At 59.9% G+C, this 646-nt stretch carries 1 protein-coding gene; it reads left to right on the forward strand.

What is annotated here, in order from left to right; all coding sequences use genetic code 11:
- Positions 1-143 precede the first annotated feature (143 nt).
- A partial coding sequence (locus B3849_RS00300; protein ID WP_286779682.1) for a sterol desaturase family protein occupies positions 144-646 on the forward strand: 503 nt, incomplete at its 3' end.

Consider the following 646-nt stretch of genomic DNA (forward strand, 5'->3'; position numbering starts at 1 on the left):
TCGAAAACTCCAACGACGGGGTCTGGTCGATGAACGAGGATGGCACCCCGAAGGAGGATCACAGCTATTGGAAGGGGTTCGACAAGGACACCGCCAAAGGGTTGCGCTATGAAACCCTGTCGCCCGAGTAAGGGGCACCGCTGATGATGCGCTTGCGTATCATGTTCTCGCATGCGGCCGTCGTGGTGATGGCGGTCGCCTGTGGGGCCGGGCTGGTGGGATTGGCGCTGTTCGCGCCGCTATGGGTCTGGGCGCTGATCCCCTTGGGGGTCGCCGCGCAAATGCTGAATGAATACAACCTGCACCGCTATGTGTTCCACCTGTCGCCCCCGCGGGCGCAATGGGCATTCAACCTGCTGTATATGGCGCACTACGGTCATCATGATTTCCCGACCAACACCAAACTGTTTTTCGTGCCGATCTGGGTCGCTTTGCCGATGCTACTGGTGAACGGAGGGCTGCTGTGGGGTGCTCTTGCCCTGTTTGGTGTGCCGCAGGCAGGCTGGATCGCCGTGGCCATCGTGCCAGTGGGCGGGGTGCTGACCTTTCTGGTCTATGAATGGTTCCACATGACCGCCCATGTGAACGTGCCAAAAACGCGGGTAGAGCGTTATGTGACCACGCTGCACAACCAGCATCACTTCCG

Source organism: Sulfitobacter sp. UBA4523 (assembly GCF_002388305.1).
GTDB lineage: Bacteria > Pseudomonadota > Alphaproteobacteria > Rhodobacterales > Rhodobacteraceae > Sulfitobacter > Sulfitobacter pontiacus.